The organism is Williamsia sp. Y721 (assembly GCF_059683565.1).
In genome coordinates this window covers 1,104,302-1,130,547 of record NZ_JCASNH010000002.1, presented here as the reverse complement: position 1 = coordinate 1,130,547, position 26,246 = coordinate 1,104,302, and the positions used below count along the sequence as shown (strand labels likewise).

Annotated in this window: 20 protein-coding genes; 10 read left to right on the top strand and 10 right to left on the bottom strand. The window is 66.1% G+C overall.

Translation table 11 applies throughout. The features are described from left to right. Positions 1-139 precede the first annotated feature (139 nt). Positions 140-1,501, bottom strand: coding sequence for an acetyl-CoA C-acetyltransferase (locus tag AC56PL_RS14040; protein ID WP_495514276.1), 1,362 nt, complete (start codon positions 1,499-1,501; stop codon positions 140-142). A 139-nt stretch (positions 1,502-1,640) separates the two neighbouring features. On the opposite strand from AC56PL_RS14040, the gene AC56PL_RS14035 reads away from it, so the two are divergent. Next, positions 1,641-3,011 (top strand): 3-oxoacyl-ACP reductase, encoded by a 1,371-nt coding sequence (locus AC56PL_RS14035; protein ID WP_495514275.1) that lies wholly within the window; start codon positions 1,641-1,643, stop codon positions 3,009-3,011. Position 3,012: 1 nt separating this feature from the next. Then, positions 3,013-3,888 (top strand): MaoC/PaaZ C-terminal domain-containing protein, encoded by an 876-nt coding sequence (locus tag AC56PL_RS14030; RefSeq protein WP_495514274.1) that lies wholly within the window; start codon positions 3,013-3,015, stop codon positions 3,886-3,888. Positions 3,889-3,967: 79 nt separating this feature from the next. Here AC56PL_RS14030 and AC56PL_RS14025 read toward each other — a convergent pair whose 3' ends face one another. Together AC56PL_RS14025 and AC56PL_RS14020 are read right to left on the bottom strand one after the other, a co-directional pair. Continuing rightward, on the bottom strand, positions 3,968-4,564 hold the full coding sequence (locus AC56PL_RS14025) for a TetR/AcrR family transcriptional regulator (protein WP_482136122.1): 597 nt from the start codon (positions 4,562-4,564) through the stop codon (positions 3,968-3,970). Positions 4,565-4,645: 81 nt separating this feature from the next. Next, entirely contained in the window at positions 4,646-5,839 is a 1,194-nt protein-coding gene (locus AC56PL_RS14020) for a glycoside hydrolase family 3 N-terminal domain-containing protein (protein ID WP_497154199.1), read from the bottom strand. 89 nt (positions 5,840-5,928) lie between these two features. Here AC56PL_RS14020 and AC56PL_RS14015 point away from each other — a divergent pair, with 89 nt between their 5' ends. The 3 genes from AC56PL_RS14015 to AC56PL_RS14005 are packed head-to-tail and all read left to right on the top strand — an operon-like array spanning position 5,929 to position 10,915. Next, positions 5,929-6,504, top strand: coding sequence for a universal stress protein (locus AC56PL_RS14015; RefSeq protein WP_497154198.1), 576 nt, complete (start codon positions 5,929-5,931; stop codon positions 6,502-6,504). Further along, entirely contained in the window at positions 6,501-6,701 is a 201-nt protein-coding gene (locus tag AC56PL_RS14010) for a DUF2613 domain-containing protein (protein WP_482136125.1), read from the top strand. Before AC56PL_RS14015 ends, AC56PL_RS14010 begins: the two co-directional genes overlap by 4 nt. Positions 6,702-6,730: 29 nt before the next feature. Further along, on the top strand, positions 6,731-10,915 hold the full coding sequence (locus AC56PL_RS14005) for an alpha-(1->3)-arabinofuranosyltransferase domain-containing protein (protein WP_497154197.1): 4,185 nt from the start codon (positions 6,731-6,733) through the stop codon (positions 10,913-10,915). On the opposite strand, the gene AC56PL_RS14000 is transcribed toward AC56PL_RS14005, so the two are convergent. Continuing rightward, positions 10,823-12,073 (bottom strand): acyltransferase family protein, encoded by a 1,251-nt coding sequence (locus AC56PL_RS14000; protein ID WP_497154196.1) that lies wholly within the window; start codon positions 12,071-12,073, stop codon positions 10,823-10,825. The genes AC56PL_RS14005 and AC56PL_RS14000 overlap by 93 nt on opposite strands. Before the next feature lie 123 nt (positions 12,074-12,196). Between AC56PL_RS14000 and pgfA the strand changes: the two genes are divergently transcribed. Next, positions 12,197-13,549, top strand: a complete 1,353-nt coding sequence (gene pgfA, locus AC56PL_RS13995; protein WP_495514269.1) for a cell envelope lipid trafficking protein PgfA — start codon at positions 12,197-12,199, stop codon at positions 13,547-13,549. Between the two features lie 78 nt (positions 13,550-13,627). Here the strand turns inward: pgfA and AC56PL_RS13990 are convergent, their stop codons facing one another. The 3 genes from AC56PL_RS13990 to AC56PL_RS13980 are packed head-to-tail and all read right to left on the bottom strand — an operon-like array spanning position 13,628 to position 16,893. Next, entirely contained in the window at positions 13,628-14,608 is a 981-nt protein-coding gene (locus AC56PL_RS13990; protein WP_497154195.1) for an LLM class F420-dependent oxidoreductase, read from the bottom strand. After that, positions 14,605-15,807, bottom strand: coding sequence for a lipopolysaccharide biosynthesis protein (locus tag AC56PL_RS13985; RefSeq protein WP_497154194.1), 1,203 nt, complete (start codon positions 15,805-15,807; stop codon positions 14,605-14,607). The genes AC56PL_RS13990 and AC56PL_RS13985 overlap by 4 nt, the downstream gene beginning before the upstream one ends. A gap of 48 nt (positions 15,808-15,855) precedes the next feature. Next, positions 15,856-16,893, bottom strand: coding sequence for a DMT family transporter (locus AC56PL_RS13980; protein WP_497154193.1), 1,038 nt, complete (start codon positions 16,891-16,893; stop codon positions 15,856-15,858). On the opposite strand from AC56PL_RS13980, the gene AC56PL_RS13975 reads away from it, so the two are divergent. The 3 genes from AC56PL_RS13975 to AC56PL_RS13965 are packed head-to-tail and all read left to right on the top strand — an operon-like array spanning position 16,892 to position 20,514. Then, the gene (locus AC56PL_RS13975; RefSeq protein ID WP_497154192.1) at positions 16,892-18,286 is read left to right on the top strand and encodes an aminotransferase-like domain-containing protein; all 1,395 of its coding nucleotides are present in this window, start codon (positions 16,892-16,894) and stop codon (positions 18,284-18,286) included. The genes AC56PL_RS13980 and AC56PL_RS13975 overlap by 2 nt on opposite strands. Before the next feature lie 51 nt (positions 18,287-18,337). Next, positions 18,338-20,068: an MmpA family trehalose lipid delivery protein gene (locus AC56PL_RS13970; protein ID WP_497154191.1), complete on the top strand. Its 1,731-nt coding sequence runs from the start codon at positions 18,338-18,340 to the stop codon at positions 20,066-20,068. After that, positions 20,065-20,514, top strand: coding sequence for a nuclear transport factor 2 family protein (locus AC56PL_RS13965; protein ID WP_495514263.1), 450 nt, complete (start codon positions 20,065-20,067; stop codon positions 20,512-20,514). Before AC56PL_RS13970 ends, AC56PL_RS13965 begins: the two co-directional genes overlap by 4 nt. Here AC56PL_RS13965 and AC56PL_RS13960 read toward each other — a convergent pair. Next, positions 20,504-21,658, bottom strand: coding sequence for a glycosyltransferase family 4 protein (locus AC56PL_RS13960; protein WP_497154308.1), 1,155 nt, complete (start codon positions 21,656-21,658; stop codon positions 20,504-20,506). The two genes, AC56PL_RS13965 and AC56PL_RS13960, sit on opposite strands and share 11 nt — an antisense overlap. Before the next feature lie 91 nt (positions 21,659-21,749). Here AC56PL_RS13960 and AC56PL_RS13955 point away from each other — a divergent pair, with 91 nt between their 5' ends. Then, on the top strand, positions 21,750-22,520 hold the full coding sequence (locus tag AC56PL_RS13955; protein ID WP_495514262.1) for a methyltransferase domain-containing protein: 771 nt from the start codon (positions 21,750-21,752) through the stop codon (positions 22,518-22,520). Between the two features lie 96 nt (positions 22,521-22,616). Here the strand turns inward: AC56PL_RS13955 and AC56PL_RS13950 are convergent, their stop codons facing one another. Together AC56PL_RS13950 and AC56PL_RS13945 are read right to left on the bottom strand one after the other, a co-directional pair. After that, complete coding sequence (locus AC56PL_RS13950; RefSeq protein WP_497154190.1) at positions 22,617-25,154, bottom strand: ABC transporter permease; 2,538 nt, start codon at positions 25,152-25,154, stop codon at positions 22,617-22,619. After that, positions 25,154-25,936, bottom strand: coding sequence for an ATP-binding cassette domain-containing protein (locus AC56PL_RS13945; RefSeq protein WP_495515988.1), 783 nt, complete (start codon positions 25,934-25,936; stop codon positions 25,154-25,156). The genes AC56PL_RS13950 and AC56PL_RS13945 overlap by 1 nt, the downstream gene beginning before the upstream one ends. Positions 25,937-26,246 lie beyond the last annotated feature (310 nt).

Sequence of the window (26,246 nt, the reverse complement as noted above, 5' to 3'; positions counted from 1 at the left end):
CGACGCCGGTTGAGCTACAGGGTCGGGGGTCATGTAGCTCAACCGGAGTCATCAGGTTCATCGCCGGGGTTCTGTGAGGCGTTACACAGTCGTCGAGCAATTCTCAAAGACCCGCTCGCGGGCGTCTGACTACGGGATTTCAGGCCTCGATGATGGCCGTGACGCCCTGTCCGCCGGCGGCGCAGATCGAGATGAGGGCGCGACCGCCACCGTTCTCGCTGATCTGCTTGGCAGCCTGGGCCACGATCCGGCCGCCGGTGGCGGCGAACGGGTGACCCGCGGCCAGCGACGAGCCGTTGACGTTCAGCTTCGACCGGTCGATGCTGCCCAGCGCGCCGTCCAGACCAAGGCGCTCCTTGCAGTACTCGTCGGACTCGAAGGCGGCCAGCGTGCACAGCACCACCGAGGCGAATGCCTCGTGGATCTCGTAGAAATCGAAGTCCTGCAGGGTCAGGCCGTTGCGCTCGAGCAGACGCGGGATGGCGTAGGTCGGGGCCATCAGCAGGCCGTCGGGGCCGTTGACGTAGTCGACCGCAGCCGTCTCGACGTCGACCAGGTGTGCCAGTACCGGCAGCTTCTGCTGTGCGGCCCACTCGTCGGTGCTCAGCAGCACCACCGAGGCGCCGTCGGTCAATGGGGTGGAGTTGCCCGCCGTCATGGTCGCGTCACCGAGCGAGACCCCGAACACGGGCTTGAGGGTGGCCAGCTTCTCCACGGTGCTGCCCGGACGCAGGTTCTGATCGCGGGTCAGGCCCTGGAACGGCGTGATCAGGTCGTCGAAGAACCCGCGGTCGTAGGCGGCGGCCATCTTCTGATGGCTGGCCGCGGCGAGTTCGTCCTGGTCTTCGCGCTTGATGCCGAATTCTTTGGCCGTGATCGCGGCGTGGTCGCCCATCGACATCCCGGTGCGGGGTTCCCCGTTGCGCGGGATCTCGATACCGAGTGAGGTCGGGAGCTTGGCGATCGCCTTGAGCCGTGCGCCCGTGCTGCGGGCCCGGTTCACGGCCAGCATCGCCTGTCGCATGCTCTCGGAGACCCCGATCGGGGCATCCGATGTGGTGTCGACACCGCCACCGATACCGGCGTCGAACTTGCCGGTGGCGATGCCGTCGGCCACCGCCGAGATCGCCTGTAGTCCGGTACCGCAGGCCTGCTGCAGGTCGAACGCCGGCGTGTACGGCGACAGGGCCGATCCCAGGACGGATTCCCGGATCAGGTTGAAGTCGCGGGAGTGTTTGAGCACGGCTCCGCCTGCAACCATGCCGAGACGCTGACCCTGCAGGTTGAAGCGGCTGACCAGCCCGTTCAGCGTTGCGGTGAACATGTCCTGGTTGCTCGCCTTGGCGTAGGCGCCGTCCTGACGGGCAAACGGGATCCGATTGCCGCCGACGATCGCCACCGGCCGCACGCTGCGGGCCTTCCGTGATGTGGCGCCGGCACCACTGGTATCTGCGGAGCCGTTGCTCGCCCCGTTGTTCGTTGCACCGTTGTTCGTTGCCACTGCGGATCTCCCAAGTTGTGGATGGCTCTTATGGCGTATTCTTACTCCCGAGTAAGTTCGTTGTCGACTCCGCCCCGGGGGTTACCCCCGATCGGGTGGCGCAAACAACACCGATGCCGTCTGACACCAAGGAGTGCACGTGCCTTCCAACGGAACCACCGACCTGTATTCGACGTTTGTGAACTCCGGCCCGGGGTCATTCCTCGCCGGAAAGATCGGCTTGCCACAACCACCCCACCTGCGTCGATACCGTGCAGGCGAACCGGCACTCACCGGTCCGGTCCTACTCGGCGGAAACGGCCGGCTGATCGAGCCGCTGCGCGAGATCCTCGGCGACCCGGACAGCGGCTACGAGCTGATCACGAACAACACCGCAGGCCGGGGAGCCGACAAGCTCGGCGCCGTGGTCCTCGACGCCACCGGGATCACCAAGTCGTCCGAGCTGTCGCTGCTCTTCGAGTTCTTCGGTCCGGCGATGCGCGCCAGCGGAAGCTGCGCCCGGTTCGTGGTCATCGGCACCACCCCCGAACTGGCGAAGACACCCGACGAGCACATCGCCCAGCGAGCCCTGGAAGGCTTCACCCGTTCGCTTGGCAAAGAGCTGCGCAAGGGCTCGACCGCCCAGCTCGTCTATGTCTCGCCCGATGCCAAGACCGGACTGTCCGGGCTCGAGTCGACACTGCGCTTCCTGCTCTCCGCCAAGTCCGCGTTCGTCGACGCCCAGGTCATCCGGGTCGATGAGAAGGACGCCGTCGCCCCGGCCAGCTGGGACAAGCCGTTGCAGGGCAAGGTCGCGCTGGTGACCGGAGCCGCCCGTGGCATCGGCGCCACGATCGCCGAGGTCCTCGCCCGCGACGGCGCCCACGTCATCGCCGCCGACATCCCGGCCGCTGGTGATGCCCTCTCGCAAACCGCGAACAAGGTCGGCGGCACATCGCTGCCGCTCGACGTCACCGCCGACGATGCGGGCAAGCGGATCGCCGAGCATGTGCTGGCGCGCCACGGCGGCCTCGACATCATCGTCAACAACGCAGGCATCACCCGCGACAAGTTGCTCGCCAACATGGACGACGCACGCTGGAGCTCGGTCATCGGTGTCAATCTCATTGCGCCACAAAAGCTTGTCGACGATCTCCTGGAAGCCGGCGCGTTGCGCGAAGGCGGCTCGGTCATCGACGTGTCGTCGATCGCCGGTATCGCGGGCAACCGCGGCCAGACCAACTACGGCACCTCCAAGGCCGGTGTCATCGGCCTGGTGGACACCTACGCACCGATCCTGGCCGAGAAGAAGATCACGATCAACGCCGTGGCCCCCGGATTCATCGAGACCGCGATGACCGCCGCGATCCCACTGGCCACCCGCGAGGTGGGACGCCGGATCAGCTCGCTGCAGCAGGGCGGGCAGACCGTCGACGTCGCCGAGACGGTGGCCTACTTCGCCAACCCGGCGTCGAGCGCTGTCACCGGCAACGTGGTTCGCGTCTGCGGTCAGAGCATGCTGGGAGCCTGAGATGCCGAATACCGTTACCCTGCATGAGTTCCCATCCACCGGCGATATCTATCGCCGGGCCGTGACCGCCATGCTCCCGGTGGTCGGCAAGTCCGGCCGGGTGTCCGCTGATGCCGTTCTGCCCGACACCACGCTGCGGTTACCGGACGTGAAGGTCGACCTCGACCAGCTGCGCGACTACTGCGCGTGCACCGGTCAGCAATACGGCGACACCCTGCCGCTGACCTTTCCGTTCGTATTGCAGTTCCCGCTCGTGATGAAACTCCTTGTGGCCAAGGACTTTCCGTTGACCGCAATCGGTTCGGTGCACATGGAGAACAACATCGAGCGGTTCCGCCCGATCAACGTCCGTGAGCCACTGACCATCGAGACCCACGCGGAGAACCTGCGGGAGCATCGCAAGGGCATGCTCGTCGACGTCATCTCCGAGTTCTCGGTGGGCAATGAACTGGTCACCCGACAGACCGCGACGTTCCTGAGCCAGCAGCACACCAGCCTGTCCGATGGTCCGCGTCCACCGGCACCGGCCGAGCACCGGCCACCGCCGCCGGACGCCACCCTGGTGGCCAACCTGGGCCTGATCCGGAAATACGCCGCGGCCAGTGGCGACCGGAACCCGATCCACACCGGCAACCTGAGCGCCAAGGCCTTCGGATTCCCGCGGGCCATCGCCCACGGGATGTGGACGGCGGCGCGGGTGGTGGCGAACACCGAGGGCCAACTCGCCGACCGGGTCACCTACAACGTGAAGTTCGGCAAGCCCCTGATCCTGCCTGCGAAGGTGAACGTCTACACCAAACGGTCAGAGAGCGGCTTCGACATTTCGGTCCTGAACCCGAAAAAGGGCTACCCACACCTCACCGCCACCCTCCGCTAGGTACCGAAATTGGTGGGTTTTGGTGAGCATTTCCCCAGGTGAGACTCACCAAAACCCACCACTTTGGGCTCGCGGGGGGTTAGGGGCGGTCTCCGGCGAGGCCGCGCCAGCCCATCGAGACCATCAGGTCGGCGGCTGAGTCTAGGTCGATGTCGCCTTCGGAGATCCGGTCGGCCACGGCCTCACCGGCGCCGACGAGCGCCACGGCCATGAGTTCGAAATCGGTGTCACTGGGATGCGGGACGGTGGTGCCGCGGCGGAGAAGGTCGGCGACCATCTCGATCAGCCGAGCCCGGCTCGCGGCGACAAGACCGGCGAACTTGGCCTGCCCGGTGGCCAGCCGATAGAGCACCCGCCACGACTCGCGGTTGTTGTGAACATAGTGCAAAAAGTCGTAGATGACCGTGCGGGCTTGATCGTGCTGCTTCAGATTCGGATCGAAGCCGGCGGTCATCGCTTCGATGAACCGGGCACCCTCACGATTGATGCAAGCGCCGAAGAGTTCATCTTTGGAGCCGTAATAGAGATAGAGCATCGGTTTGCTGATGTCCGCCTCGGCGGCAATCGCATCCATCGACGTCTCTCGGAAACCGTTTGCGGCGAAGACGTGCACCGCGGCGTCGAGCATCTGCTGCTCGCGGACGGCGCGCGGCAAGCGTTTGGTTCCTCCGGCCACGACACCAACTTTCTTAGACCTTCTGATCCCGACCACCTTACCAGCCGGTAAGTTCATTCGCGGTCAGGCGCACGCCCGGTCTCAACAGTCGAGGACACCCTTGGCGCGCAACACCCGGACCACCGAGTTGTCCACCTGATCTGCCGAGAGCTCACCACTGTCGACCGCCGCGGTCAACGTGTCCAGGACTGCCGGGACGTCGTTCGTCGAGAGCCACAGGGCGATGTCCGCGCCTGCCGACAACGCCAACGTGGCCGCCTTCTCGATGCCGTACTTCGCCGAGATCGCCGCCATCCCCGACAGATCGTCGGTGAAGATCGGTCCCTCGAAAGGTGGTGCGCCATAACCGGTACCGTCACGCAGCAGCGAGATCGCGGCCGGGCTGATGCTGGCCGGGGTGTCCGGTCCGGTCAGCCCAGGGACGATGAGGTGTCCCATCATCACACCGGCCCCCGGATCCGTGACCAGGGTGCGGTAGGGCACCAGATCGGTGGTCTGGAGCTCCGCGAGCGGCGGTGTGGCCACGGTGCCGGTGTGCGAGTCGCCCGAACCGCTGCCGTGGCCGGGGAAGTGTTTGAACACCGGCATGATGCCCGCGTCCTTCAGTCCCTGCGCGAACGCCTCGGCGTAGATGGTCACCGTCTCCGGGTCGTCGCTGAACGAGCGGTCGCCGATCACCTCGTTCGCTGACTGCGCACTGACGTCGACCACCGGGGCGTAGTCGACCGTGATGCCCAGTTCACTCATCGCCTGCCCCTGAGTTGTCGCCAGCTCCTGAACCTGCGCCGGGGTCATCGTCTGTGCCATCTCGCGGGCCGAGGGGAAATCGATGCCGAGCGACGACAGCCGCGAGACCCGGCCACCCTCCTGATCCACCGAGACCATCACCGGGAAGTCCGCGGCCTGCTGCATCGCGCCGACGCCGCCGGGAAGAATCGACAAGTCGGTCCAACTACCGATGAATACCCCGCCGATCTGTTCTGTGGTGACCACGTTCACCGCATCGTCGGTGCCGGTGACACCGACCATCAGCAACTGGGCCAGCTTGCGACGCAGCGGCATGGACTCGAGCTCGGATGCCCCGCAGGCCTCCGGGGTCACCATCGGCGTTCCCGACGTCGCCGGGGGCGCGACCGCACTCGTCGGCGACGTCCCGGAATCCGAGCTCAGGAGCTCCTCGGGTTTGTCGTCCGACCCGCTACAGGCGGCCACCATCAGCCCGACGGTGATCGTCAGGGCGGCCAGGGCACGGCGGGGGCGGCGTTCGACATACATAAACCGAGTCTTGCACGGTATTGCTGTGTGATGTCCGTTACATTCAGGCGGTATCCTCGACAGCGGAGGACCTTGCACAGGAGGCAACCATGTCCGGGCAGCAAACCAACGTGAAACCGGGACGTACCGGACAAGACACGATCATGATCGCCTACGACGGCAGCGAGAACTCAAATCGGGCGATCGACTACGCAGGCAGATTCCTGCAGTCACACATGGCGTTCGTGGTGACCGCCTGGGAGTCGGGCGTACACCAGAGCGCACGGCTCTCGGCACTCTCGGGCGGTATGCAGCCCGTGTTGCACTCCGTGGTCGATCAGGGCATCGACGACGCACTCCACGACGAGGCCCGCGACCGGAACACCCAGGGCGTCCAGCGCGCCATCGCCGCCGGCCTGCAGGCGCAGGGCCGCCTCGCCGAGGTCGACTCGACCGTCTGGGCCGCACTCGTCGACGCCGCCGACACACTCGAGGTCGACATCCTTGTCACCGGCACCAGCGGCGCCTCCGGACTGCGGGCCCTACTGCACAGCAGTGTGTCCGAGCACGTCCTCAAGCATTGCCATCGCCCGGTACTGGTGGTCCCGGCCGGATGCGATCGGCGGAACGAAGATGCACGGGCGCTGCGAAGGTCCAAGGCCAGGATGGTAACTTCGCACACATGATGAACAACCGCCTGATTGCGGGCGCTGTCGCCGGAGTTCTGGGCGTTGTATTTGCCATTGCCGCTGTCTTCCTTGGCGGCGTGCTGTCGTCCGAAGATTCGCCGGCCACTGATGTGAACAGCTTCAACGCAGAAAACGGCTTTGTCGAGGGAACTGTCGACTACGGCACCCGCGACAACGCCGGAGTCACAAACTGACCAAACGAGGACTGCTGTATGCAGCTCTCGTGGCGCTGTTCGCGTCGTTCCTCCAGTCCCCTGGCCTGATATCGGCTGACACCAAGCTCGACCTGACCGGAGATCCACTCGGATTCCTCGGCCGGGCGGCGCATCTGTGGTCGTCGATTGCACCTCTCGGGCAGGTACAGAACCAGGCCTACGGATACTTCTTTCCCCACGGCGCATTTTTTGCTCTCGGCGATCTGCTGTCGCTGCCGGCCTGGGTCACCCAACGGCTGTGGTGGGCACTGCTGCTCTGGGCCGGTTTCGTGGGGTTCGTGCGCCTCGCGGACGCGCTCGGGGTCGGCTCGCGGTGGTCCCGGATTTTTGCGGCCCTCGTCTTCGTGACCAGCCCCCGTGTCCTGACCACCATCGGCTCGATCTCTTCCGAGACACTGCCGATGATGCTGGCGCCGTGGGTCCTCGCCCCGGTGGTGATGGCACTCAATCAAGCGGTTCCGACGAAAACGCCACGTCGCGTGGCCTTCGAATCCGCCTGTGCCCTCGCCCTGATGGGCGCGGTCAATGCAGTGGCGACCCTGGCGGCGGCGTCGGTGGCCATCATCTGGTGGCTGTTGCACACACCGTTGCGCACCAACGCCGCGCGCTGGTGGCGTTTCGGACTGTGGTGGCTGCTCGGCAGCGTGATGGCCTGCCTCTGGTGGGTCGTACCGCTTCTCATCCTGTCGCGGGTCAGTCCCCCGTTCCTGGATTTCATCGAATCATCCCGTGTGACAACCGAATGGGTGTCACTGACCGAGGTCCTCCGCGGCACCAGCGCCTGGACCCCATTTGTCTCACCGGAACGGGTCGCCGGAGCCGGTCTCGTCTCGCAGCCCGCCGCAGTCGTCGCGACGGGGGTCCTGGCCGCCGCCGGACTCACCGGACTTGCGATGCGGGCGATGCCTGCCCGCGGACGTCTGACCGTCATCCTGCTCATCGGACTGCTGCTGATCTGCCTCGGCTACCCGGGGCAACTCGGATCGCCCATCGGTGAATCGGTCCGCACCTTCCTGGACGGCGCCGGTGCTCCGCTACGCAACGTCCACAAGTGGGAACCGCTGATCAGGATCCCGCTGGCCTTGGGTATCGCGCACCTGCTGGCCCGGGTCCCGACCCCGCAGACCGTCGGATGGCGTGGCATGCGGGTGGCGTTCGCGCACCCCGAGCGGTCGAAGCCGGTCGCGGCCGCGGTGGTGCTTCTGGTTGCCTTGCTCGCTGCCGGTTCGATGGTCTGGACCCGATCGCTCGCCGCACCGGGCAGTTACAGCGCCATCCCGTCGTACTGGAAAGACACGGCCGACTGGCTCGACGACAACGGCGCCGACGAAAACCGTCGTGCCCTGGTGGTTCCGGGATCACCATTTGCCAACCAGACCTGGGGGTTGACCCGCGACGAGCCGTTGCAGGTGCTCGCCGACGAGCCCTGGGCCGTCCGCGACGCCATCCCACTGACCCCACCGGGCGCAATCCGGGCGCTGGATTCGGTGCAGCGGGCGATCGCCGCGGGCAGGCCGATGCCCGGTCTGGCCGCAACCCTGGCGCAGCAGGGGATCTCGTACGTGGTCGTGCGGGCCGACCTCGATCCGTCCACCTCCCGTTCGGCCCGTCCGGTGTTGGCGCAGCACGCAATTGCCGGATCGCCCGGCATGACCCCGGTGGCGACCTTCGGCCCGGAGGTCGGCGCCGCCACCATCGACGACGACATCGTGTCCGACAGCGGCCTGCGACCGAAACTGCCCGCGATCCAGATCTTCGAAGTCGACTCGAGCGTCGCATTCCCGGGTACCCGGGCCGCAACCGTCCCCTCGGACTCGATGCCGCGCGTTTCCGGCGGCCCCGAATCCCTTGCCCAGCTTCAGAACAACGCGGCGATCGCCGACGAGCCGCCTCTGGGTCCGGTTGTCCTGCAGTCCGATGCGCAGGAGGCAGGCCTGCCCGAGGTTCCGATGGTCGTCACCGACACCCCCACCAACCGGGAGGTCGACTTCGGCCGCGTCGACGACCACAGCTCCGGCATCCGTACCCCCGACGATCCCCGTCTGACACAGAACGCCGTTGCCGACTATTCGGTCGACGGTCAGCCCCTGGTGCAAGGCGAATGGCTGCTCGACGGCCAGCCCGATCAACTTTCGGTCAGCGCATCCGGATCGGCCTCCGATGCAACACAATTGGGGCAGAGCTCCCCTGGCAGCTCACCCGCCGCCGCCTTCGACCAGAATCCGAACACCAGCTGGGTCAGCCGCGGCCTGGACTCCGCGGTTGGACAGTGGCTACAACTCGACTTCACCGAGCCCCGCGAGCGACTCGCCCTCGACATCACGCTGGGCACAGCCCTGGGTCCGGGCGTCTCCACGCTACTGATCACCACTGAAGCCGGCAGCACCGTCGCCTCCGGGGTCTCACCCGGAACCGTGACCAGAGTCGTGCCGCCGAGCGGGCCGACCCGATGGATTCAGATCCGTGCCGTCGACACCGAGAACCACACTGCCGGAAATCAATTCGTGATCTCCGAGGTCGAGTTGCGCGATGCCGCGGCCGATCGGGTGCTCCCGATCCGTCACCGCATCGTTCTCCCGGAGTTAATTGCCGGACAACAGGTCTCACAATGGGATCTCGGACCCGAACTACCCGGCCGCGCGGCCTGCGTCCCCGACGGCGATGTGACGGTCTGTTCGGATTCGCTGAGCCTGCCCACCGAAGAGCCGGGCACCTTCGGCCGGGTGCTGTCGGTCCCGTCCCCGGTATCGGTCGAACCGTCGGTGACGGTCACCGCCCGGCCGTCAGAAGCATTGACCGCCTTGCTCTCCGACCCCACCGAGATCACCGCGACCGGCGAATCGTCCATCGTCGATCCACGCGGTGGATCCTCTGCCGCCGTCGACGGCGACCCGGGTACCAGCTGGATCGCCCGCACCGGCGAGAGCGGCGACGCCGACCCCACGCTTCGTTTGCAATTGCCCACACCGCAGGTCGTCGACGGCCTGAAGATCACCGTGCCACCCCGGCAATTCCCCGCCGATCCGCTACTGGTCGGCGTCGACCTCGGCAACGGGCGGCAGGTTCGGGAGGTCGGCGACGACGGCGTCATCCGGCTCGATCCCCATGAGACCTCCGCGATCACCATCGTGATCCTGGAGAAGCAGGAGACCCTCGACGCGAACAGCCTCGGATTCGCCGACCTGGCCCCGACCGGCATCGCAGAGGTCGAGGTCCTGGGCACCGACATACCCCAGGCAGACCCGGACCGGCCGATCGTGGTCGATTGCTTCGAGGGCCCCGGACTGACCATCGCCGGGTCCGCCGCGCGCTTCTCGGTGAGGACCACCGCGGCAGCGCTGCGGTCCGGCGCGCCGATCCCGGCCACACTCTGCGGTTCTGCGGCGTTGGCACTCCCGGCCGGTGAACAGGAGCTCGCGGTCAACCCCGGCGACGCGTTCTCGGTCTCGGCGGTGACGCTGACCGCAACGGGCGCGCAGATCCCGCGCGCCGTCCCGCAGCCCACCACCGTCACCCGCTGGGACGCAACCGATCGTCGGGTCGAGGTGACCGCCGCATCCGAAGAGCGCGTCCTGATCGTTCCCGAGAGCGAGAATTCCGGGTGGGAGGCGCAGGCAGGCGACATCACGCTCAAGCCGCTGACCGTCAACGGCTGGCAACAGGGCTGGATCATCCCGGCCGGGTACGCAGGCGCCATCTCGCTGACGTTCCCGCTCGATCAGCCATATCGGTGGTCGATCGGGATCGGCCTGGCGCTTGTCGCGCTGCTCTTCGTCGCCACGCTGCTGCCGATCCGTCGCCGACCCGCGCCGAATTCGCCAGCGCTCGTCCCAGCTGTGGCGCAGCCCATCCGGGCAGGCGTTGCGGCTCCATTGCTTCTGGCCGGTGCCGTCTACCTGCTGACCGGGCCGATCGGGCTGGGCATCTCGACCGTTGTCGCCGCCGCGGCGACCGCGTCGACGCTACGTGTGCGCCGTCCACGACGGCGGAACAACGGTGCGGCCCTTGTCGCCATCATGATGTTGCTCGCGACCTTTGGTCTGGCTTCGGGCCCGTGGCGGTCGTCGCTGGGTTACACCGGCTGGGACTGGTGGGTTCAGCTACCGGCTCTGCTGGCGGTCGTATTGGTCGCGTGGCTCGCGATCGACGTGCCGCGATGGCTGATCCGCCTGACGTCCCGGCTGCGCCGGTAGCGCCTTGCGCTGGGATTGTGCCAGTGCCGCCCGAGCCTCACTGTCGCGCAACCACTGCCGGGTCGGCTCCTCGATCCAGGCGTAACTGGCCGCCGACACCCCGATGGTCAACAGCACGGTCAGTGTGAACACGACGAACATGGACCCGGAGAACGGGACGATCCCGCCCAGGGGAAAGACCCAGGCGAGCACCACCAGGTGCCAGATGAAGATGGAGTACGACCATCGGCCCAGCGCCTGCATCGGCGCCGAGTCCAGGAACCGGTGGCTCCGGGCGGGATTCAACGTCAGGGGGGCGATCAACGCGAACCCGATGATGACGCCCAACACCATCTTGACCGCGAACTGCCATGGCTCGAGCGGAGCCAGCCCGGTCGGTCCGGCGAGTTCTGTGCACGAGAGCGCGAAGGCCACCGCGGCCACACCGGCCATCAGCCACTGCCGACCACCCAGGCGTACGAGTCGCCCGCGGAGCCCGACCGCACTCGTTGTTCCCAATTCGGCCAGGACCAGACCGCACACGAACCACGGCAGGTGCCCCGGCAGCCAGTTCTTGGCCTCCACCCCGGCAGCCAGTGGCAGCGCATCGGCGACCCAGGCCCAGCCCAGAGCGATCACTCCGGTACTCACGAGCACCGGGATCCGCCATCGCGCCGAACCCCCGCGCAGACGCACCATCAACCAGGCGATCAACGGCAATGCCAGATAGAAGCTGACCTCCACCGACAGGCTCCACATCTGGGTGAGGCCTGCGGTCAGTGTCAACGGCACGTAGACCTGGGTCAGCGTCAGGTTGGCGATCCAGACGGTGAAACTCGCCGGCCGCGCATCGGGCAGCAGGCACAGGACCACCACCACGACCACCACGTAGGCGGGCCAGATCCGGACCACCCGGTGCCGCAGATATCGCCAGGTCGAGGCCACCTTCCGGTGCGGGTCCCGGGCGGCCTCGGCATGCGGACGCCACAGGAGATAGCCCGAGAGCGCGAAGAACAGGGCCACCGCCATGTCGAACCGGCCCCAGACCGCTCCCAACACGCTTCCGTCCACCGAGCCGGTCTGGAAAGCGACGTGCGTGACGATGACACCGACGGCGGCGAGTGCACGCATGCCTTCGAGTGCTCTGTTGAAACCGGCGACCGGCCGCGAAGAGCTCATGATGAGCCCAAAGTACCCGGCGCACCGGCGACCGGGGCTTCGAGGCACTGAAGGTCAAGTCCGCGACTGTTAGTCTCGCTGTGCCGTAAGCGTTGCCGCTCAGATCTGAAGGAGAACCGCCGGATGGCACCTCAGCCACGGATGTCAGCCAAGGACCTCGCCGGTCCGGTCGCGATCTTCTTCGGAGCATTGTTGCTGGTGGCCGCCATCGCGCTGCCGCTCTATTTTGTCGACACGCTCAAGAAGACCCCGATGGACCTCGACATCACCAGTGTCGCGACGAGCCAGCCGCAGCCCACGGTGTCCGGAAGTGACTCCCAACCGGCCAAGATCTTCAACAGCTGTTCGGTCGACGAGGCTCGTGCGGAGGTCTCGGACGCCCGTCTCACGCAGCAGCAGCGTGTGATCGTGGTCGATCCGGCCGACAGCAACATCGCCACGTTCCAGGCCGGCCAGTCGACCAGGATCGACTCGTACACCAGCGGCGACGAGACGATCACCCCGTCCGCGGCCGGTGGTGCCGGCGGTTGCATGTCCTCGTTGCTGACCGCGACGCGCGACCTCGTCACCACCAACCGGGAGACTGCCGAACCGGCGATCTCCGGCGGCGGACAATCCGAGGTCAAGGTCGACGCCAGCGACAACAGCGTCAGCCTCCCCGATCGCACCGGCCTGCAGTACCGATTCCCGTTCGGTGTCGAGAAGAGCGACAAGTATCAGTACTTCGATCTGACAACCCGGACCACCAACCCGCTGACCTACGTCGACGACAAGACCGAGATCCACGGCGTGAAGACCTACCACTTCACCCAGGAGGTTCCGGAAGTCGACTTGAGCACGCTCGTCGATGCCAATGACCAGCAGCTGCCCGGTACGTCCCTCGATCAGACGGCGGGTTGGTACGGCGGATTCCCGGACTACCGCAACAATGACAAGTTGCCTGCCTCGCTGGTGCAGTCCAGCACCCGCGACCTCTACGTCGACCCGGCCAGCGGCACGATTCTCAATGAGCAGCAACATATTCGGCAGGACTTCAAGCTGAACGTGAGCGATGATTCGCCGAAGGAAATGCTCGACTACCGCCTTACCGCGCTGGACGTCGTGTTCTCGTACGACCAGGCCACCCAAGAGGAATTGGCTTCGGACGCAAAGAGTTTGAGCGATCCGATCACACTGTGGGGCCGCTGGATCCCGATCATCTTCGGCATCATCGGCGCTGTCCTGCTCGCGCTGGGCGTGTGGCTCCTGTTCCGTTCCGGCGGTGGCCCGAAGCCGGCCGTGGCAACTGACGGACCCACCGATTCAGGTGATCAGCCCTATCAGCCCGGCCCCGGCGATTCCACATACCCGCAATCGACGTACCCGGAGCAGCAGTACGAACAGCAGCCCTACGATCCGGATCAGACCCGGCAGATCCCGGTCGTGCGGGACGACGGTGACGGGTTCACCGACTGGTCCCCGCCCCGCCGCTCCTGAGACAAAACCACACGGCCGCGTCATCTCCAGCTGTTGTAGCTGCTGGAAATGACGCGGCCGTGTGGTTTTGCGGGAAGCTCAGTTCACCAAGGGGGACAACGCGTTCCCCGCCAGGGTGATCATCCCCGGGACATGTCCGTTGGAGATCATGTTGATGGTGATGCCGTCGATGCCGACCTCGAGCACCCGGGTCTTGATCTGCACGGCGACTTCTTCGGGTGAGCCGACAAAGAACCGGTCCGTGGCCTCGGCCCACTTTTCGGCGCCGACATCTTCGGCGTCGAGTCCGCGGGCTTTCATCATGTCGACGAGGGACTCGCGGGCCTTGTCGCCGTCCGGGTCGAGGATCACGGTCGCCAAAAAGCTCGTCTTGAGCGTGCTGCGATCACGGCCGACCTCTTCGCAGCGCTTGGCCAGCGCCTCCAGTTTGCGCGGTAGTTCATCTGCAGCCGCAATGATGTTCAGGTGCTGGGCATAGCGCGCCGCCAGCCCGAACGTCTTCTTCTCGCCACCACCACCGAGCATGATCGGCAGGTCGGTACGTAGTTGTGGGTGGTTGCGGGTGCCGTGGGCCTGGTACCACTTGCCGTCGAGTTCGGGCTTGTCGCCGCGCAGCATCGGCTCGATGATCTGCAGTGCCTCTTCGAGACGCTCGAACCGCTCGGTGAACGTGCCGAACTCGTAACCCATCTCGTGGTGCTCGAGTTCGTACCAGCCGGCACCGATTCCGAGGATCGCGCGGCCGCCGCTGATCACGTCGAGCGTGGTGATCGTCTTGGCGAGCATCGCCGGATTGCGATAGGTGTTGCCGGTGACCAGGGTCGACAGATTGACCTTCGACGTTGCGGTCGCCAGGGCACCCAGGGTGGTGTACGCCTCGAGCATGGGTTCGTCCGGATCTCCGATACCCGGCAATTGGTAAAAATGGTCCATCACCAAAACCGTGTCGAAACCGGCACTTTCGGCTTCCTGGGCCTGCGCGATGACCGTCGGGAACAATTCGTCGACGCCACCGGGGTAGGTGAAATTGGGGATTTGATAACCGAGTCGAATGCTCATGCATCAACAGTACGACTAGCGCCGATCCTCCGATGGGTTACGAGCGCAGCAAAGGTGAGAGCGGTCCCGGCCACCGCGCAGGCCGCGGCGGTCACCGCCAGCGTGGTGATGCTGTGGGCCCACACCACGATGATCACGATCTCTGCCAGCAGGACCACCCAGCTCAACGCGGCCACCAGGGTGCGGTCGGCGGCGATGGCGGCGAGCAGACCCACCTGCAGAATCGACAGGGCGCTCCCGGTGAGCGCGAACACCCACAGAATCGGGACCACCGGGCGGTACTCGTCGCCGACGAGGACCGGGACCAGTGGCGCGCAGATGGCGGCGCCTGCCACCACCACCGCGCCGATCCCGGCCAGCCAGATGACCGCGGTCTTCAACGCGTCGCGGGACTTCGCGGAATCGGCGAACTGCGGGAACAGCACCACCCCGATCGCCTGCGGTAGCCAGAATGCAGCTTTGGTCGCGATGGTTCCGAAGGCATAGACCCCGGCATCCTGCTCCCCGAGCACCGGCCGGGACAGCAGCAGGTCGGCGGACGACAGTGCGATGAGGACCAGCTGTACCTGGGAGGCCCGCAGCACCATGCTCAGTGCCAGCGCCTGGGCCGACTCGCCAGGTGATGCCGGGACCGCGTCGGTCCGCGTCACCGCAAACCAGACCCCCGCGGCGGCGAGCGCGGCGCCACCGGCGGTGGCGGTCAGCGCTCCGGCAGCGCCACCACCGGCCGCCAGGATCACGATGCCCGGCACGGTCCGCAAGATGCCCACCGCGGCCAGCACCCAGGACAAGATCGAGAAGTGTTGCCGCCCCTGCAGAATCCCCTGGCCGGCGGCGATCAGGACCAGCAGCGGGGCGGTGGCGAACGCGGCGATGGTGGCGGCAAGTCCGGTATCGGCGATCGCCATCATCACCGGAACCGCGATCACAGCTGCGATCAGCACCGCGGCGGTGGTCCGCAGCGTGATCGAGACCAGATCGGCAGTTGCCCGGCCCCGCACCACTTCCCGGGCGATCACCACCTGCAGTGCCAACGCCGGGACACCGAGGATCAGCATCGCCTGGAGCAGGACCGCGAACTCGCCGTAGTCGCTCTCGGTCAGCCAGCGGGCAGCAGGCAGGTGGATGAGGTATCCGCAGATGTTGGCGACCATCGTGCCGACCGCAACACCCCCGACACCAGCCATCCGATTCGCCATGGCGTTCAGTCTCTCAGGACCACCTCGACCCGCGACGAAGGGCTGGTCTCATACCTCTTCGGAGGAATTCGCGCCACCTGCCTGCATACGCGCCGGTTGCAACGGGCGCGAACGCAGGTAAGTGGCGCGAATTTGCGGTCGAGCCGTGGTCCGCAGCCGGGCCCGCTGGGCGATCCAGACGAGCAGACTCAGCACGACTGCGACCAGGTAGATCCAGGCGTCGAGTCGCTCGCCGAGCAGCAATGCCGACCACACGATCGTCAGGAGGGGCTGGATCTGCTGGATCTGCCCGATCCGGGCGATGCCGCCACGGGCCAGACCGCCGTACCAGGCGAAGAATCCGAGGAACTGCGAGATCACCGTGATGTAGACCATCCCGGCGACGACGGACGTCGTCAGCGAGATCGATGCGCTCATCACCGCGACGAGCGCGACGGGTATCGACAACGGCAACAACAGGACCAGCGACCACGAGATGCTCTGCGCGCCACCGATCCGCTTGGCCACCGACCCACCGACCGCATACCCGAATCCGGCGCTGACGGCGGCCAGGAACATCCACAGGTGACCCCAGCCCAGAGCGAATCCGGCCAGGCCAGATGGACTGGTCGCGAGAAGATAGGTGATCAAGACGAGCACGCCGGCACCGGTGGCCGACCAGAACAGCCACGGCAAACGTTCACCACCCAGGAGCGCGGCAAATACCGCGGTGAGCGCGGGCAGCAGGCCGATGATGACCGCGCCGGTGGCCGAATCCATACGTTCCAGTGCCAGCGATGAGAAGAGCGGGAACCCGACCACCACGCCCAGACCCGAGCAGACCAGCGCGGCCAGATCGCGGCGACCCGGCACGGACGCCCGCACACAGAACAGATAGGCCAACGCCAGTAGTCCGGCGAGGGCCGCGCGCAGCGCGGTCACGGTGAACGCGTCCATGCCGGCAACCGCAAGTTTGTTGGCAGGTAACGAGAAACTGAAGGCCAGAACACCCAGACCGCCGAGCAGCACTCCGGCCGGGAGAACGCCAGGTCGGCGTGCGTTATCCGATATCGCCATATCTGCCGGACTGTTATCCTTGGTTCTCATGTTCAACGATAGCGGAGTATCAGTACTTCGCGATAGTCTGCGCACGCTGATCGCCGGTAGCGGCCCCGGCACACAGTTGCCCTCGGTGCGGTCACTGCAGCAGGAACATCGAGTCTCTCCCAACTCGGTGCAGCGGGTGCTCCGCGAACTGGCTGTTGAAGGTCTGGTCGACGTGCGCCCCGGCGCCGGTTCATTCGTGGCCGCCGCCTCACCACCGCGCGCTCCCGCCGACACCTCCTGGCAGGAATCGGTGCTCGGCAGCCGCATCCCACCGGAACTGACGCGGACGCTCGACCTATGGCGCATCCCCGGCTCCGACGTCATCCGTCTCAAAGGCGGATATCTCGACGACGAGCTGCTCCCCCGCGCCGCGCTCGACGCCGCGATGGCCCGGGCGATCAAACGAACCCCGAGCTGGGGCCGTTATCCGATCGAGGGCAGCGAAGACCTACGCCGATGGTTCGCCTCCGAGATCGACGGCGTGCACGCCTCCGAGGTGATCGTGACCGCGGGCGGGCAGAGCGCGTTGTCGGTCGCCATCCGCGCACTGGTCCGTCCCGGTGAACCCGTCATCGTCGAAAGCCCCACGTACACCGGCACGATCGCCATCGCGCGCAGCCACGGCGCCGAGGTGATCCCGGTGCCGACCGACGCCGACGGGATACGGACCGACCTTCTCGCCGACGCCATCGAACGCACCGGCAGCCGACTTGTGGTGCTGCAGCCCGCCTTTGCCAATCCCAGTGGTGTCACGCTGTCCCGATCCCGGCGCGAGGACGTTCTGGCCCTGGCACAACAACATTCACTGTTTGTCCTGGAGGACGACTACGCCCGCTACCTGGGCATCGACCACGAGCCACCGCCGCCGCTGATCAGCGCGGATCGGGGCGGCCATGTGGTGCATGTCCGTTCACTGTCCAAACCGGTGGGACCGGGCTTACGGGTTGCCGCACTGTGTGCCCGGGGTCCGGCGCTGGCCCGGCTGCGGGCGGCGAAGACCCTCGACGACTTCTACGTCTCGGGCCCGATCCAGGAGACCGCCGTCGAGTTCCTGAATTCTCCGGCCTGGCCGCGGCACAATCAGCTGGTCCGCCGCACTCTCGGGCAGCGCCGGGACGCCCTGGTCGCGGCCATGACCCGGCTGATCCCGCATGTCGGCATTCCCGCCGTCCCCCATGGCGGCATCCACCTGTGGGTCCGTCTGCCCGCAGGCATCGACGATCGCGACGTCGCGGCCGCCGCGTACGCCGAGGGTGTCCTGGTCGGCGAGGGAACCCCCTGGTTCCCGGCCGGGTTCGATCACTCCCATCTGCGTCTCACCTATGGCGAGACACCGGCTCCGATGATCGGCGAGGCGGTGACCCGATTGGCCCGGGTACTGCCCCCGTCCTGATCTGGTGTCACCCGATCCGGTGTCCGCTCATGGGTCCGTTAGGGTCCGTTCATGACCCGCCGGCACTGGATCACGCTGTGGCTGACCAGCGCCACGCTTTCGCTGGCGATCACCGCACCCAGCTTCCGACCCGGCTACCTGTTGATCGCGGACATGGTGAGCACGCCCCGTTCCCATCTCACCGATTCGACGATGGGTCTCGGTGTCGGTGCCCCGCGCGCGGTGCCGCAGGACTGGTTCATCGCGATGGTCTCCCACGTGGTCGACGGCGGGATCGTCGTGAAGGTGCTGACCACGCTGGCACTGGTACTTGCCGGCGTCGGCTACGGCCGGCTGGTGCGGCTTGCGCTGCCGGGGGCAGGTCTGCCCGGCATGCTGGTCGGCACCACGATTGCCGTCTGGAATCCCTATGTCGCAGAACGCCTTCTGCAGGGACACTGGAGCTTACTATTCGGCTACGCGGCGGTGGGCTGGATCTTTCTGTGCGCCAACCGGGTTCGTCGTCGCGCAGATTTCACCGGCTGGTCGATGCTTGTCGCCTGGCTGGCCGTTGCGGGGCTGACGCCCACCGGCTCGATGCTCGCCCTGTTCACCCTCGTGGCGGCGTTGGTGGTCCCCACCGCGATCGGTGACCCGGGTCGGCGTGCTCTGCGAACCGGGGCGGTGGCACTGGCACTGTGGGTCTGCTCGGCATTGCCCTGGATCATGGCGTCGCTACTGGGATCCGGCACTGCCACAGCCGATCCGGGATCGGTATCGGTGTTCGCCGCCCGAGCCGAACCCGGCTTGGGCACGGTGGGTTCGGTGCTGGGGCTCGGCGGTATCTGGAATGCCGACGCGGTTCCGGCCAGCCGTACCTCCGCCTGGGCCGCGGTTGCCACGGCACTGCTGTTGATCGTCGTCGCCGCAGGGCTACCGACGCTGTATCGCCGTCGGCGTAATCCGGTGGTGTCAGGCGCTGCCTGGCTCGCCGTGACGTCGATCGTGTTGATCAGCCTGGCCGCGACGGATCCGGGTTTTGCGGTTTTGGAGTGGGCGGTCGACACCGTTCCGGGCGCGGGATTGCTCCGCGACACCCAGAAGTGGGTTGCCCTGGCCGTGCCCTTCTATGCGTTGGCCGCAGCGGCAGCGGTACAGGCGTTGGGCCGATGGGTCCCACGGGCTTTCGCGGCGGTGGTGGTCGCAGTGCTCATCATCGCACCGCTGCCCGACCTCGCGTGGGGCGTGGGCAACAAGCTCAGCGTGAGCACCTATCCCGACGATTGGCAGCAGGTCGCCGACCTCATCGGAGCCGACGAGGGTGACGTACTGCTGCTGCCGACCGGCATGAACCGGCTCTACGACTTCACCGGCCACGTCTCGCTCGACCCCGCGCCCCGGCTGCTACGCGCCGACGTGTTGCAGACCGGCGAACTGGTCGTCGGCGGCGCGGTTGTCGACCGCACCGAGTCGCGGGCCACCGACGCGGAATCGGCGTTGCGAGCGGGTGCCCCACCCGAGGAACTCGCAGAACTCGGTGTCGGATGGGTGCTCGTCGAGGGGCAACTCGACGCCGACGCAGCGGCGCAGCGGACACTGGCCGCTGCGACCGAGGTCTTCTCCGGTTCCGACCTGCAGCTCTACCGGATCGACAATCCCCGGACGTTCTCCGCCTCGACCGTGGACCGGCTACTGGTCTGGAGTGCCCACCTGTTGTGGATTGTGCTGATCGCCAATGGCTTTGTGGTGATTGTGTTGCAATGGGCGCACCGATCAAGCCGCCGGAAGAAGGTCAGCCAGTGAACGACATCGAAGCCATCAAGCAGGTCAAGTACCGCTACCTGCGGGCACTGGACACCAAGGCGTGGGACGACTTCGAAAGCACCCTCACCGACGATGTCACCGGCGAATACGGCGAGAGCCTGTCGTTCAGTGACCGCACCACCCTGGTGGATTTCATGCGATCCTCGGTAGGGCCGGCGGTGATCACCGAACATCGCGCCGATCACCCGGAGATCACGGTGGACGGCGACGAGGCGACCGGTCAGTGGTACCTACAAGATCGGGTCATCGTGGCCGACTTCAACTTCATGCTGTTCGGCGCGGCCTTCTACAGCGACCGGTACCGTCGGACCGCGCAGGGCTGGAAGATCTGCGCCACCGGATACAAGCGCACCTACGAGGCGACACTCTCACTCGAAGACATCCCGAGCTTCAACTGCAAACCCGGAGCGGCACTCAATCTTTGACGAGTCCGGAGATCGGCTTGCCTGCCACTGCCGCGGCGAGTACCTGATCGACACCGGCTGCGGCCGCCGCCCACGAGTATCCGCCTGCGCGCTCGCGCGCCTTGTTGCCGAGATCGTGGCACCACGCCGGTTCGTCGAGTAATCGCTTTGTCACAGTGCCGAGTTCGTCGATGTCGTCGACCAGCACCCCGGTGACGCCATCGACGACAGAGTCCGTCAGACCACGCGACGACCGGTAGCCGATGGTCGGGACGCCGTATCCGGCGGCCTCGATCACCGCCAGACCCCAGCCCTCGGTGCGCGAGGGCATCAGGTGCACCGCGGCGCCGGCCAGGAGTTGATGCTTGCGCTCCTCGCTGACATGTCCGTGGAACACCACCCGATCGTCGATACCGAGTTCGGATGCCTTGGCCCGCAGTTCTTCCGACCACCATCCGTCGCCGATCACATCCAGCATCACGTCGGGGTGGGTCACCGAGATCCGGGCCATCACCTGGAGGGCGTGTTCGATCTGCTTGTGCGGCACCAACCGCGACAACACACAGAGGCGGCGCGCATCGGTGTCGACCTGATCATCAGGCACGGCAACGGGCGACGGATCGGTTCCGGCACGCACCACGGCCACCCGGTCGGCGTCCACACCCATCGACACCAGATCTTCCGCCGACGGCAGGGAGACCGTCAGATATTGCGCGTCACGATGGACCCGCGGCGACAACCACGACTCGATGAACCAGCCGACCTTGCCCATCAGCGCACCGGCCACCGGCCACTGCCGCTTGTGGCAGTGATGCACCAGCACCACAACCGGCGCCCGGCTCACCAGGCGCGCGAAGAACGGGATCCCGTTCTGGGTGTCGATCACCACGTCAGGGTTGATCCCGGCCAGCGGGCCACGGCCGATACGTGCGGCCAGGATCGCCGCCATCGCGCTCGGGTACACACTCAGGCGCCCACCACCCCGCGACACCGTCATCCCGGCCCGCGACTCGGTGGCCGGAGCCCCCGGATAGCCCGCGGTCCGCAGCGTCACCTTCACGCCGCGACCGGCCAGTTCGGCGCCGACCCGTTCCAGGTAGCGCTCACTGCCCCCACCCTGCGGATGGTCGCTGTCGCGCCAACACAGCAACAGCACCTCACGCAGAGGTGCAACAGGTGTGCTGTCGTCGTTGGTTTTCACTTCAAGACAGGGTAGCGGCCACGCCCGGCAACCCACCACCCGTATCCTTTGGCCGGTGAACGCTGCCACTTCCCGAGCGCAGAAGCGGGCAACGTTGCCGCGGTCGGCTGCTCTGCTGAATCATTTCCGGTACGAACAGCCCGATCCGGACCGGTTCTACGGTGCACTCGCCGACGACTCCGTCGAGCTCATCGAAGCTCTGCATCAGGACGTCAACCACGCCGGACTCGATGGACTGACCGTGCTCGATGTCGGCGGCGGCCCCGGTTACTTTGCCGAGGTCTTCCGATCACGCGGCGCCGATTACGTATCGGTCGAACCGGACCCCACGGAGATGCACGCGGCCGGGCTCCCCCAGCGGGCCAGTGTCCGGGGCTCGGGCATGGCGTTGCCGATCTTCGACGACAGTGTCGACATCTGCTACTCGTCGAACGTGGCCGAACACGTGCGTGATCCGTGGACGATGGCGCAGGAGATGCTCCGGGTCACCAAACCCGGCGGACTGGTGCTGCTGAGCTACACACTCTGGTACGGCCCGTTCGGCGGCCACGAGATGGGTCTGACCCACTATTTCGGCGGAGCGCGGGCAGCTCGCCGGTACACCCGCAAACACGGGCATCCCCCGAAGAACCTCTACGGCACGTCGCTGTTCAAGGTCACCGCGGCCGACGGCCTGCGCTGGGCCCGGTCGGTTCCGGCCGAGCAGGCCACCCTGCTCGCCGCGTTCCCGCGCTACCTGCCCGGCCGGATGTGGTGGGTGATGCGGGTACCGCTGGTACGAGAGTTGTTGGGCAGCAATCTCGTCCTGATGCTTCGGAAGAACTGACCGGACTGTCGCCGGAAAATGCACCAAGCCCCCGCACCGGGATACGGCACAGGGGCTTGGGCACAGCGGATCAGTGATGACCCACTGTCGGGATGGCTATTCGGCGATCGCCTCCAGCGGTTTGGTCTTGGCCGCCCGCGACGCCGGCCACAACGCGGCCGCCACACCAACGAAAGCCGCCCCGATCAGGGTGATGATGATCAGACCCGTCGGCAGAACCGGATCTCCCAGGCCCCAGTACCGCAGGGTCCGCACCAGCGCCCAACCGAACGCGACACCGAGCACCACACCGAGTACCGCACCGAAGATCGCGATGAGCAGCGATTCGACGTAGATGGTGCGGCGCACCTGCGAGCGGGCCATACCGATCGCCCGCAACATACCGATCTCCCGTTTGCGTTCGATCACCGACAACGCCAGGGTGTTCACGATGCCGAGCACCGCGATCACCAGCGCGAGGCCGAGCATCGCGTACAGCACGCTCAGCATCTGATCGATCTGCGACGACTGCTCGCCCTTGAACTCCGACGGCGTCTGGACCTTCACCGTCAGGTAATCGGCGGTGACGTCCTCGATCCGATCGCTGATCTGGTCGACGTCGGCGCCCGGCGCTGTCTTGATCGCCGCGAACACGTCCTGCCGCAAGGCTTCCGGGACCAGCCTTTGATAGGCGTCACTACCCATGGCCCACGGATCGATCAGTGGGTTGTCTTCGAAGATGCCGGTGACCGTCACCGGGACAACGGTTCCGTCATAGTTGCTGAACTCGATGACGTCACCGACCTCGAAGCCGTTCTCCTTGGCCACGCGCTCACTGAAGATGATGCCGTCCGGCTCGATCGTGGTCGGACCCTCCACCATCTTGTAGGGCGTCACGGAGTACATGTCACCGATCGGCGAATAGCCGAACACCGAATCGCCGTCGGCCTCCGCCTGGATCGCACCGAACGACACCACGGACTCGACGCCATCGATATCTTGGATCGCCTCACTCACCAAGGGAGAGAAGCCACTTCCCTGCGAACCCGAGACAATCAGGTTTGCGGTCAGTCCGGTGTCGATCGCGTCGTCGATGGTGCCCTTGAAAGTCGAACCGAGGGTACCGATCACGGCAACCAGCATCAGCCCCAGCGTCAGCGCGAAAGCTGTTGCCGCAGTGCGCCTCGGGTTGCGGACCGCATTGGTCCGGGCCAGCTGCCCGATCTTCCCGAACGGTCGGGCGAGCACCGCGCCGAGGACCCCGACCACCGGCCGCGACAGCGCCGGAGACGCGAAGACCACCGCGAAGATCATCACCAAAGCGCCGAGGCCGACCGTGGCGGCCGCATTGCCGCCCTCACGGGAGGCACCGACGGCCAGCAGCACGATCGCGATGATCCCCAACACTATTCCGATGATCGTGCGCACCTTCAGCGATGCCTGACCGTCGGTCGCGCTCTCCCGCATCGCCTCGACCGGCGACACCTTGGAGGCCCGTCGGGCCGGCGCATAGGCACTCACCATCGTCACACCGATACCCACCACCAGGCAGGCGATGATCGACGACGGGCCGACCTGCAGCGACGTGCTGGGCAGACCGGTGGATGCCGTCAGTGCCCGCAGCAACGCCGCGATACCGATGCCGGCGGCCAACCCGACCAGCGCGCCGATCAAACCGACGACAAACGCCTCGAGCAACACAGACCGCGTGACCTGTTTCCGGCTCGCGCCAATCGCCCGCAGCAGAGCCAACTCTCGCACCCGCTGCGCCACGATCATCGAGAAGGTGTTGTAGATGATGAACGTTCCCACGATCAGACCGATGGCAGCGAACGCCAGCAGGATGTAGTTGAAGACATCGAGGAACTGGTTGACGTTGTCTTTCTCGTCCTGCCGTACCTGGTCGCCGGTACGCAGCTTGTAGTCGTCGCCGAGGAGACCGGCGACCCGCGACTTGAGTTCGTCAGCACTGACCCCTGGCACCGCCTGCAGATCGATCGCCTGCACGTGCGAACCATCCGTGAACAAATCCCGCGCCGTCGACTCGAGGAACTGCACATTCGTGAAACCACTTGTGGCGCCGGGAACATCGAGGATTCCGACGATCGTGACCTCCATCGGCGCATCGCTACCCCGGCTGGTCGCGACCTTGGTGGTCGAACCCACCTCGAGGTCGGCGTCCTCGGCGGACGACTTGTTGAGGGCCACCTCGTTCGGCGCCTCGGGTGCGCGCCCCTCGATGAGGTCGCTCTCGACATCCGACAACCGCTGATCCGGCGGCACGAAGGCGCTGCCGATACTCGGCGCACCTCCGGTCTGCAATGCCTTGCCGTCTTTCTTGGCGATGGTTGCCGGCCCCGAATACGTGGGCAGGATCTTGGCGATACCGAGTTCGGACTTGTTGTCCTGCAACTGGGTCAGCACTGAATCCGGGACGCCGGAGGAGTTGGAATCATTGGGCGAGATCTGGGTGTCCACCCCGAGCGCGACCTTGTCGAAAATGCCGTCGAAGGCCGACGAGATCGTCGCGGTGAAGACCATCGACCCGGCCACGAAGGCGGTACCGAGAACCACCGACAAAACTGTCAGGACGAGTCGGAGCTTATGTGCCGCAAGATTTCTCAACGACACCTTTTGCATGGTGTTCGAGGCCATCACAGCTCCCGGGGAGCTTGCGCGAAGCCTCCGGTCGACGGGGTCTCGTCGAGGTTCTTCATGTATTCGAAGATCTCGTCGGCGTCGGGGTTCCGCAGTTCCTGCACGATCTGACCGTCGGCGAGAAAAATGACGCGATCGGCGTAGGAGGCCGCCCGCGGATCGTGGGTCACGATCACCACGGTCTGGCCGAACTCACTGACCGAGGCCCTCAGGATGCTGAGCACCTCGCCGGACGAACGGGAGTCGAGGTTACCGGTCGGCTCATCACCGAAGATGATCTCCGGGCGGCCGACCAGGGCGCGCGCACAGGCGACGCGCTGCTGTTGCCCACCGGACAGTTCGCTGGGACGGTGGTCGAGGCGATCGCCGATGCCGAGGCGGCCGATGACGGTGTCGAACCACTCCTGGTCGGGCTTGCGACCGGCGATGTCGATCGGCAGCGTGATGTTCTCCCTGGCGGTCAGGGTGGGCACCAGGTTGAACGACTGGAAGACGAATCCGATCCGATCGCGACGCAGCATCGTCATCTGCTTGTCCGAGAGTCCGGACAGATCGGTGTCGCCGATGCTCACCGAACCGCTGCTCGCGGTGTCGAGGCCGGCCAGGCAGTGCATGAGCGTCGACTTGCCCGAACCCGATGGGCCCATGATCGCGGTGAACTCACCACGTACGAAGTCCACGGAGACGCCCGCGAGCGCGACCACCTGGGTGTCGCCGCTGCCGTACACCTTCCTCAAATCGGTCGCGCGGGCTGCAACTGCAGTCGGTGGGGCAGTCATGTTCTGGCCTTTCTCGATGTCGGTCAGTGGTGCACAAGCTCTGGCGTCGCAGGTGCCGAGACGGGTGGACACGTGCGGAAATGATGCCGGTAGGTCGGGCAGTACAAATAGTGACTGCTGCGGCGCCTCCGAATCATCGGGGACCACCCTGATCTTTCCCCCCACATCCTCACCCGGCCCGCCGTCGCGTCCGACCTCGATGCGTCCTGACAAGTTAAGGACGACCCGATCATCACACGCAACCGATTAACGATCCAACCCAATAATGCACAAGCACCTACAGGCTGTGCCTGTAGGTGCTTGTGCGAAA